General features: G+C 71.1%; 7 protein-coding genes. 5 read left to right on the top strand and 2 right to left on the bottom strand.

From position 1 onward, the window contains the following. Nucleotides 1-143 precede the first annotated feature (143 nt). The 4 genes from V2S66_RS34115 to V2S66_RS34100 all read left to right on the top strand — a co-directional run bounded on the left by V2S66_RS34115 (nt 144) and on the right by V2S66_RS34100 (nt 1,747). Entirely contained in the window at nt 144-314 is a 171-nt protein-coding gene (locus V2S66_RS34115; RefSeq protein WP_330800955.1) for a hypothetical protein, read from the top strand. A gap of 42 nt (nt 315-356) precedes the next feature. Continuing rightward, on the top strand, nt 357-758 hold the full coding sequence (locus V2S66_RS34110) for a BlaI/MecI/CopY family transcriptional regulator (protein ID WP_330800953.1): 402 nt from the start codon (nt 357-359) through the stop codon (nt 756-758). A gap of 9 nt (nt 759-767) precedes the next feature. Beyond that, nucleotides 768-1,286 carry an amino-acid N-acetyltransferase gene (locus tag V2S66_RS34105; RefSeq protein WP_330800951.1) on the top strand — a complete coding sequence of 173 codons (519 nt, stop codon included), beginning with the start codon at nt 768-770 and terminating at the stop codon, nt 1,284-1,286. A gap of 122 nt (nt 1,287-1,408) precedes the next feature. Next, nucleotides 1,409-1,747, top strand: a complete 339-nt coding sequence (locus V2S66_RS34100) for a histone-like nucleoid-structuring protein Lsr2 (RefSeq protein ID WP_330800949.1) — start codon at nt 1,409-1,411, stop codon at nt 1,745-1,747. On the opposite strand, the gene V2S66_RS34095 is transcribed toward V2S66_RS34100, so the two are convergent. Next, a complete protein-coding gene (locus V2S66_RS34095; RefSeq protein WP_330800948.1) occupies nt 1,678-2,259 on the bottom strand; it encodes an SCO3374 family protein in 582 nt (193 codons plus the stop codon). The two genes, V2S66_RS34100 and V2S66_RS34095, sit on opposite strands and share 70 nt — an antisense overlap. Before the next feature lie 418 nt (nt 2,260-2,677). On the opposite strand from V2S66_RS34095, the gene V2S66_RS34090 reads away from it, so the two are divergent. Further along, the gene (locus V2S66_RS34090; RefSeq protein ID WP_330800947.1) at nt 2,678-5,200 is read left to right on the top strand and encodes an ATP-dependent Clp protease ATP-binding subunit; all 2,523 of its coding nucleotides are present in this window, start codon (nt 2,678-2,680) and stop codon (nt 5,198-5,200) included. A gap of 78 nt (nt 5,201-5,278) precedes the next feature. Here V2S66_RS34090 and V2S66_RS34085 read toward each other — a convergent pair whose 3' ends face one another. Further along, nucleotides 5,279-7,708 (bottom strand): NACHT domain-containing protein, encoded by a 2,430-nt coding sequence (locus tag V2S66_RS34085; RefSeq protein WP_330800945.1) that lies wholly within the window; start codon nt 7,706-7,708, stop codon nt 5,279-5,281. Between the last annotated feature and the right edge of the window lie 85 nt (nt 7,709-7,793).

The raw sequence follows: 7,793 nt of genomic DNA, 5'->3' as shown, positions 1-7,793 counted from the left end.
GGGGCCCCGGCGGGGCCGGGGGCGCGCCTCCGTGCGGGCTGGCGCCCCTCCCGGCCCGCGGGGAGGGCCGGCGGCCGGGAGCGGTTCCCGGACAACCGAGGGCGGGCAAAGGCGGGCGGAAGCGCGTGGTTACTCTGTCGGGCATGGATTACGTTTCCGCGATCGTGCCGCCGCTGGTGATGGCGATCTTCTTCATCGGCCTCGTCGTGACGATCATCAAGAACCAGGGCGGCGCCAACAAGGCCAAGGAGGACGCCGCCGTGGACGCCGCGTTCGCCCGCGCCGAAGCGGCCGAGCAGCGAACCGCCGAGTAACAATTCAGGCATTTCCCCTTATCGGCCCGTAGTATTTCCGGTGTGCCACGACCACTGGGAGACCTCGAAGACACGGTCATGACCCGTGTGTGGGAGTGGAACCGTCCGGTCACCGTTCGTGAGGTACTCGAGGACCTGACCCGGGACCGTTCCATCGCCTACACAACGGTGATGACCGTAATGGACAACCTGCGCCAGAAGGGCTGGTTGCGCAGGACCGCCGAAGGCCGCGCATATCGCTATGAGGCGGTATCGACGAGAGCGGCGTACTCGGCCGCACTGATGAACGAAGCCTGGGCCGCGAGCGACAACCCCGCCGCGGCCCTCGTCCACTTCTTCGGCATGATGTCCCCGGAACAGCGCGAAGCGCTGCGGGACGCAATGCGCATCATCCAGTCCGGCGAGCCGGACCCCTCCGACCCGCCGGAACCCCAAGGGCGATAGCGTCCGCCCATGGCCCTCATGTCGAATGACGTCACCATCCGTCGCGCCCGCACCGGCGATGTTCCGGCTCTGCGCGGCCTGCTGGACTCCTATGTCCGCGACGGCATCCTCCTCGACAAGGCCACCGTGACGCTTTATGAGGACATCCAGGAGTTCTGGGTCGCCGAACGCGACGACGACGCCGACGTGGTGGCCTGCGGCGCACTGCACGTGATGTGGGAGGACCTGGCCGAGGTCAGAACACTGGCGGTGGCGCCCTCGCAGCGCGGCAGGGGCGTCGGCCACCAGCTGCTCGCCAAGTTGCTGCACACGGCACGCTGGCTCGGCGTCCGGCGAATTTTCTGCCTCACCTTCGAAGTGGACTTCTTCGCCAAGCACGGCTTCGTGGAGATCGGCGCGACCCCGGTGGACGGCGATGTCTTCGGCGAGCTGCTCCGTTCCAATGACGAGGGCGTCGCCGAGTTCCTGGACCTGGAGCGAGTGAAACCGAACACCTTGGGTAACAGCCGCATGCTGCTGCAACTCTGAGGTGATCCGGTTTGTCCGGATCGCGCTACCTCGCACGGACCTGTTCGCGCAAGGGGTTTGTGTTTTCCGCGGAAAGGCGCTTTGCTTTTACCGTTAATCCGTTTTCGATGAAAGGGAAGCCGGTGGCACAGAAGGTTCAGGTCCTTCTTGTCGACGACCTCGACGGCGGCGAGGCGGACGAGACCGTGACGTTCGCACTCGACGGTGTGACGTACGAGATCGACCTCACGACGGAGAATGCCGACAAGCTGCGCGGGCTGCTCAACCCGTACACGGACAGTGGCCGCCGCACCGGCGGCAGGGCGGGGCGGGGCCGCACCAAGGCCGTGCGCGGCGGCGGCGCGTCCGGTCCGGACACGGCGAAGATCCGTGCGTGGGCCAAGGAGAAGGGTTACGAGGTCAACGACCGCGGTCGCGTCCCGGCGACCATCCGTGAGGCGTACGAGAAGGCCCACGGCTGATCCTGCACGCGGGAGCACAGCGCGAGCCGGTGGCAGGCCGTCGCGAGCGCGGCCACCAGTGCCGCGAGCCCGACGGTCACCCCCGGTCCCTCGGCCCCGCCCGCGACGCTCAGTGCGGGCACGACGGACTCCACCTCGTATCCCGGCCGAGGAGGCCGCAGCCACACCGGCGCCGACCGGTCGTACGCGGCCTCCCTGCGGCCCCAGTCGGGATGGGCCGGCGCCCGCATCCGCCGGCCGGCTCCCAGGCACTCCAGGTCCAGCGCGATCCCGCCCCACTCCAGCCACTGCAGCAGCCCCGGCAGCTCCTCGGCGGACCCGGCGGCGACGAGCAGCCGCACCCGGCGCCCGTCGAGCGCCACGGGGCCCAGCTGCCCCGGCCGCGGGAAGCGGCTCAGCATGGCGAAACCGGCCTCGGCGGGCGCGTCCAGCGCGTCGAACCGCACCCCTGTGACCAGACCGGGGGGATCGCCGGCCACCGGCCACCCCAGCTCGTGCTCGTACCAGCCCATACCTGTGCAACTGTCCCCGGCCACCCGGGTTACGCACCGCGGCGCCCCGGATGCGCACGGTCAGCACGCGACGCTCCGGGGCCACAGGGGTTTGTTCGCCCGTAGCGCACTCGAAACAGCCGCGCCGTGTGGATTACGCGTGGCTGAGGGTAAGAAGTACCTAGTGAGAAGGGCTGGTGTTCGAGCAGGCGGGGCGGGCGTTCGCCACGGGCGTACTTGTTCCGGGGGTATTCGCCTGGCCTGCGGGAACATCGTCTCGCACCATCGAGGTTGTGGGAGTGACGTCAGCCGGTAGCGCAGCTTTCCTCGCGAGAGCGGGGGTGACTCGTGAGCGGCGCCGCTGTGCGGGACTAGCATGCGGTAGGACAGGGAGGGGACCGACCCCTCACTGCCCGACCGCTCTGAGGAGCGATTAACGATGTTCGAGAGGTTCACCGACCGCGCGCGGCGGGTTGTCGTCCTGGCTCAGGAAGAAGCCCGGATGCTCAACCACAACTACATCGGCACCGAGCACATCCTCCTGGGCCTGATCCACGAGGGTGAGGGTGTCGCCGCTAAGGCCCTGGAGAGCCTCGGGATTTCTCTTGAGGCGGTCCGCCAGCAGGTGGAGGAGATCATCGGTCAGGGGCAGCAGGCCCCGTCCGGCCACATCCCCTTCACTCCTCGTGCCAAGAAGGTCCTGGAGCTGTCGCTCCGCGAAGCCCTTCAGCTCGGGCACAACTACATCGGCACCGAGCACATCCTGCTCGGCCTGATCCGCGAGGGCGAGGGCGTCGCCGCCCAGGTCCTGGTGAAGCTGGGCGCCGATCTCAACCGGGTCAGGCAGCAGGTCATCCAGCTGCTGTCCGGTTACTCCGGCGGGAAGGAGTCGGCCACCGCCGGCGGGCCGGCCGAGGGCACCCCCTCGACCTCGCTCGTGCTGGACCAGTTCGGCCGCAACCTCACGCAGGCCGCTCGCGAGACCAAGCTCGACCCGGTGATCGGGCGCGAGAAGGAGATCGAGCGGGTCATGCAGGTGCTGTCCCGCCGCACCAAGAACAACCCCGTCCTGATCGGCGAGCCCGGCGTCGGCAAGACCGCCGTCGTCGAGGGCCTCGCCCAGGCGATCGTCAAGGGCGAGGTGCCCGAGACCCTGAAGGACAAGCAGCTCTACACCCTGGACCTGGGCGCCCTCGTGGCCGGCTCGCGGTACCGCGGTGACTTCGAGGAGCGGCTGAAGAAGGTCCTGAAGGAGATCCGCACCCGCGGCGACATCATCCTGTTCATCGACGAGCTGCACACCCTGGTCGGTGCGGGCGCGGCCGAGGGCGCGATCGACGCGGCCTCCATCCTCAAGCCCATGCTGGCCCGCGGCGAGCTGCAGACCATCGGCGCCACCACGCTCGACGAGTACCGCAAGTACCTGGAGAAGGACGCCGCCCTCGAGCGCCGCTTCCAGCCCATCCAGGTCGCGGAGCCGTCGCTGCCGCACACCATCGAGATCCTCAAGGGCCTGCGCGACCGGTACGAGGCCCACCACCGGGTCTCCATCACCGACGAGGCGCTGGTCCAGGCGGCCACCCTGGCCGACCGGTACATCTCGGACCGCTTCCTGCCGGACAAGGCCATCGACCTGATCGACGAGGCCGGCTCCCGGATGCGCATCCGCCGGATGACCGCGCCGCCGGACCTCCGCGAGTTCGACGAGAAGATCGCCGACGTGCGCCGCGAGAAGGAGTCCGCGATCGACTCGCAGGACTTCGAGAAGGCCGCTTCCCTCAGGGACAACGAGAAGCAGCTGCTCGCCGCGAAGGCCAAGCGGGAGAAGGAGTGGAAGGCCGGCGACATGGACGTCGTGGCCGAGGTCGACGGCGAGCTGATCGCCGAGGTCCTCGCCACCGCCACCGGCATCCCGGTCTTCAAGCTCACCGAGGAGGAGTCCTCCCGGCTGCTGCGCATGGAGGACGAGCTCCACCGGCGCGTCATCGGCCAGAAGGACGCCGTGCAGGCGCTCTCCAAGGCGATCCGCCGCACCCGCGCCGGCCTGAAGGACCCCAAGCGTCCCGGCGGCTCGTTCATCTTCGCCGGCCCGTCCGGCGTCGGTAAGACCGAGCTGTCCAAGGCGCTCGCCGAGTTCCTCTTCGGCGACGAGGACGCGCTGATCTCCCTGGACATGTCGGAGTTCAGCGAGAAGCACACCGTCTCGCGGCTCTTCGGCTCTCCTCCCGGCTACGTCGGGTACGAGGAGGGCGGCCAGCTCACCGAGAAGGTGCGCCGCAAGCCGTTCTCCGTGGTGCTCTTCGACGAGGTCGAGAAGGCCCACCCGGACATCTTCAACAGCCTGCTGCAGATCCTGGAGGACGGTCGGCTGACCGACTCCCAGGGCCGGGTCGTGGACTTCAAGAACACGGTGATCATCATGACCACCAACCTCGGCACCCGGGACATCTCCAAGGGCTTCAACCTGGGCTTCGCCGCCCAGGGGGACACGAAGTCGACCTACGACCGGATGAAGGCCAAGGTCAGCGACGAGCTGAAGCAGCACTTCCGGCCGGAGTTCCTGAACCGTGTCGACGACGTGATCGTCTTCCCGCAGCTCACCCAGGACGACATCCTGCAGATCGTCGACCTGATGATCGGCCGGGTGGACGAGCGGCTCAGGGACCGCGACATGGGCATCGAGCTGTCCACCGAGGCGAAGATCCTGCTCTCCAAGCGGGGCTACGACCCGGTGCTCGGCGCCCGTCCGCTGCGCCGCACGATCCAGCGGGAGATCGAGGACTCGCTGTCGGAGAAGATCCTCTTCGGCGAGCTGCGTCCGGGCCACATCGTCGTCGTGGACGTCGAGGGCGAGGGCGAGGCGGCGAAGTTCACCTTCCGCGGCGAGGAGAAGGTCACCGTGGCCGACGCCCCGCCGGTCGAGACGGCGGGCGGCCCGCCCAACCTCAGCAAGGAGGCGTGACGCCTCCGGCGTCACCCGCGCCACTGCCACGCCCCCGGCCCCGGACCTGCCACGGTCCGGGGCCGGGGGCGTCCGCGTTCACCCGCGGGGGCGCGGGCTGAGGGTGACGGTCACCTCCGGCGGCAGGGCGTCGCCGTGCAGCAGGGCCAGGCCGGGGACGGGGTCGTTGATCACCACCGAGGCGAGGTGCGGCAGCTCCGCGAGCGGGGCCAGGTCGATCGAGCGCGGGGCCTTGACCAGGCCGGTCATCACCATCAGGTGTTCCACGCCCGGGAAGAGCGCCGGCACCGGCCGGAGCAGCGTCTCGTCGTCCCGGGCGCTGATGCCCAGCTTCCGGATGCCGGGCAGCGGCGTCAGGCGCAGGTCGAGCACGGCGATCTGGCTGCTGGCGGAGAAGGACGAGAGGTCGGGCAGCGCCCCCAGCCGGTCCCAGTCGCCGCGGGAGAAGGGCCGCGCGTGGGAGAAGGAGCCGAGGTGCGTGAGCAGCGGCAGGCGCTCGACGCCCTCCAGGCCGCGCGGCCCGTAGCTGGTGAACAGCTCCGTGACCGGCAGCCCCGTCGGCAGCGTGGACAGGCCCGTCCACCAGTGGTCGTCACTTCCGAGCGCCAGTGAGTCCAGCTCGGTGAGCCCGCCAAGGTCGGCCAGGTCCAGCGACGCGGGCAGGCTGTAGGCGCGCAGAGCCCTGAGCGCGGCACGGCGCAACGGCGCCAGGCTCGTCAGCCCGCCGGCCTCCAGGAGCACCAGGTCTGTGAGTGCGGGCAGATCGCACACCGCCCTCAGGTCGTCGTCGGTGGCGGGCCCGGCCAGCTCGACCGAGGTGAGGAGACCCGGCTCCGGCAGGACGGCGACCAGGTCCCGCGCCGTGAGTCCTCCCTCGGCGCGGACGAGCTCGACCCCGCCCAGCCGTGCGAGGGTCCGCAGCTCCTCCGGGGAGCGCACGCAGTACGTCGTCCCCGCGCGCGGCAGCCGGCCGAGGACTTCGTCCGCGTACCGCTCGGGGTCGGCGCCCACCGGGAACTCCGCGATCACCCTTCGCACGACGCCGTCCGGGTGGCCGGTGAAGCGGGCCAGCACCGGGATCGACGCGTCGCCGCCGATGAACCGCGCGGTCAGCACCAGGGACCGTGCCTCCTCCACGTGCAGCCCGTCGGGGCCCGGCAGCAGTTCGAGCACCAGCGGCCCCGCCTCGACGAGCTTCTCGCCCTCCCCGTAGGAGCGCGGCGGGATGAGGGCCGCCCCGCGCTCCTGGACCAGTGCGCGCACCCCGGGGTCCAGCTCGGTGGCGTGCTCCAGGCACGCCATCGCCAGCAGGTGCAGCCGGGTGCGGTGCGTCTTCGTGCGGTCGCCGCGGGCGACGAGTTTGCGCAGCAGGCGGGCGCGCTCGTCGGGGCGGGCGTGCGCGACGGCCATGCGGACCACGTCGGCCCACTGGTCGTGGTGGGCGCTGCGCGCCATCAGGTCGAAGTCGCGTTCCTCGACCGCGGCGCGGGCCGCCAGGTAGTCCTGGAAGGTGCGGTGCACGAAGTCCACGGTGCTGTCGGTGGGCTCGCGCAGCAGCCCGCTGCGCCCCAGCAGGTGCCGGTAGACGGCCGGCGCGTCGCCGAGCGCCGCGGCCGCGGGCATGGCCGGGAGCGCCCCGTCGATCAGCCCGACGGCGTCGGCCACGTCCATCTCGGCCTGGCCGTTCCTGACCAGCCAGTACGCGAGCTTCTGCAGCAGCTGGACCTGCGGCGCCTCCGCCAGCGCGGGCGCCAGGTCGCGTTCCTGGTCGCGGCGGACCAGCAGCATCGACAGCGCGGCGTCGTACAGCTCCTTGCGGCCGGTCGGCAGATAGCCGCCGCGGTCGCGGTGCAGCGCGCAGATCAGGCCGCACATGAGCGGGTTGGTGGCGAGCCTGGCCAGGTCCTGCTTGGTGTGCAGGGCGTCGAGCAGCGAGCGTTCGTAGCCGTCGATGCGGGCCAGCTCGGCGGTGTCGCCGCGGACGCCGGCGCGGGCGGCGTCGTGCCAGCGGGCGGTGAAGGCGCGGACGTCGGCGCGGCCCATGGGGGAGAGGGTCAGCTCGGTGAAGCCCTCGTCGGCCAGCCAGGAGTCCTCGACGGCCGACGGGCGGGAGGTGACCAGCCAGTGGTTGCCCGGGTAGGCGGCGAGCAGCCGGCGCAGCCAGTCGCCGACCCGGTCGCGGGCCCGCTCGTCGATCTCGTCGAGCCCGTCGACCAGCACCAGGCCGCGCCGCTCGGCCAGGACCTGCTCGGCCCAGCGCGGCGGCACCGTCATCGGGGCCTCCACGGCGGACAGGAACTCCCCGGGCGCGGGCAGCGCGCCGCGGCGGGCCACGGTGCGCAGCGGCAGCACGAACGGGACGAGGTCGCGCAGGTGGGCGAGGTGCTCGCCGAGTTCCTGGCGGGCGGCGCTGACCGCGAGCCACTGCACGAGCGTGCTCTTGCCCGATCCGGCGACGCCGCGCAGCAGCACCCGTTCGTGTCCGGCCAGCGCCCGTTCCGCGGGCATCGGCCCGCCCGGCCCGCCCGGCCCGCCCGGCCCGCCCGGCCCGCCCGGCCCGCTCGGTCCGGCCGGAACGATCGGGCCGGGCGGA

Source organism: Actinacidiphila polyblastidii (assembly GCF_036353415.1).
Classification (GTDB): domain Bacteria; phylum Actinomycetota; class Actinomycetes; order Streptomycetales; family Streptomycetaceae; genus Actinacidiphila; species Actinacidiphila polyblastidii.
This window is presented reverse-complemented; position numbering and strand designations above follow the sequence as displayed.

Excerpts from the sequence above, each read along its gene's own strand:
- V2S66_RS34115 (WP_330800955.1), top strand. The coding sequence starts at position 144 with ATGGATTACGTTTCCGCGATCGTGCCGCCGCTGGTGATGGCGATCTTC.
- V2S66_RS34105 (WP_330800951.1), top strand. The coding sequence starts at position 768 with ATGGCCCTCATGTCGAATGACGTCACCATCCGTCGCGCCCGCACCGGC.
- V2S66_RS34095 (WP_330800948.1), bottom strand. The coding sequence starts at position 2,259 with ATGGGCTGGTACGAGCACGAGCTGGGGTGGCCGGTGGCCGGCGATCCC.
- V2S66_RS34090 (WP_330800947.1), top strand. The coding sequence starts at position 2,678 with ATGTTCGAGAGGTTCACCGACCGCGCGCGGCGGGTTGTCGTCCTGGCT.
- V2S66_RS34085 (WP_330800945.1), bottom strand. The coding sequence starts at position 7,708 with ATGCCCGCGGAACGGGCGCTGGCCGGACACGAACGGGTGCTGCTGCGC.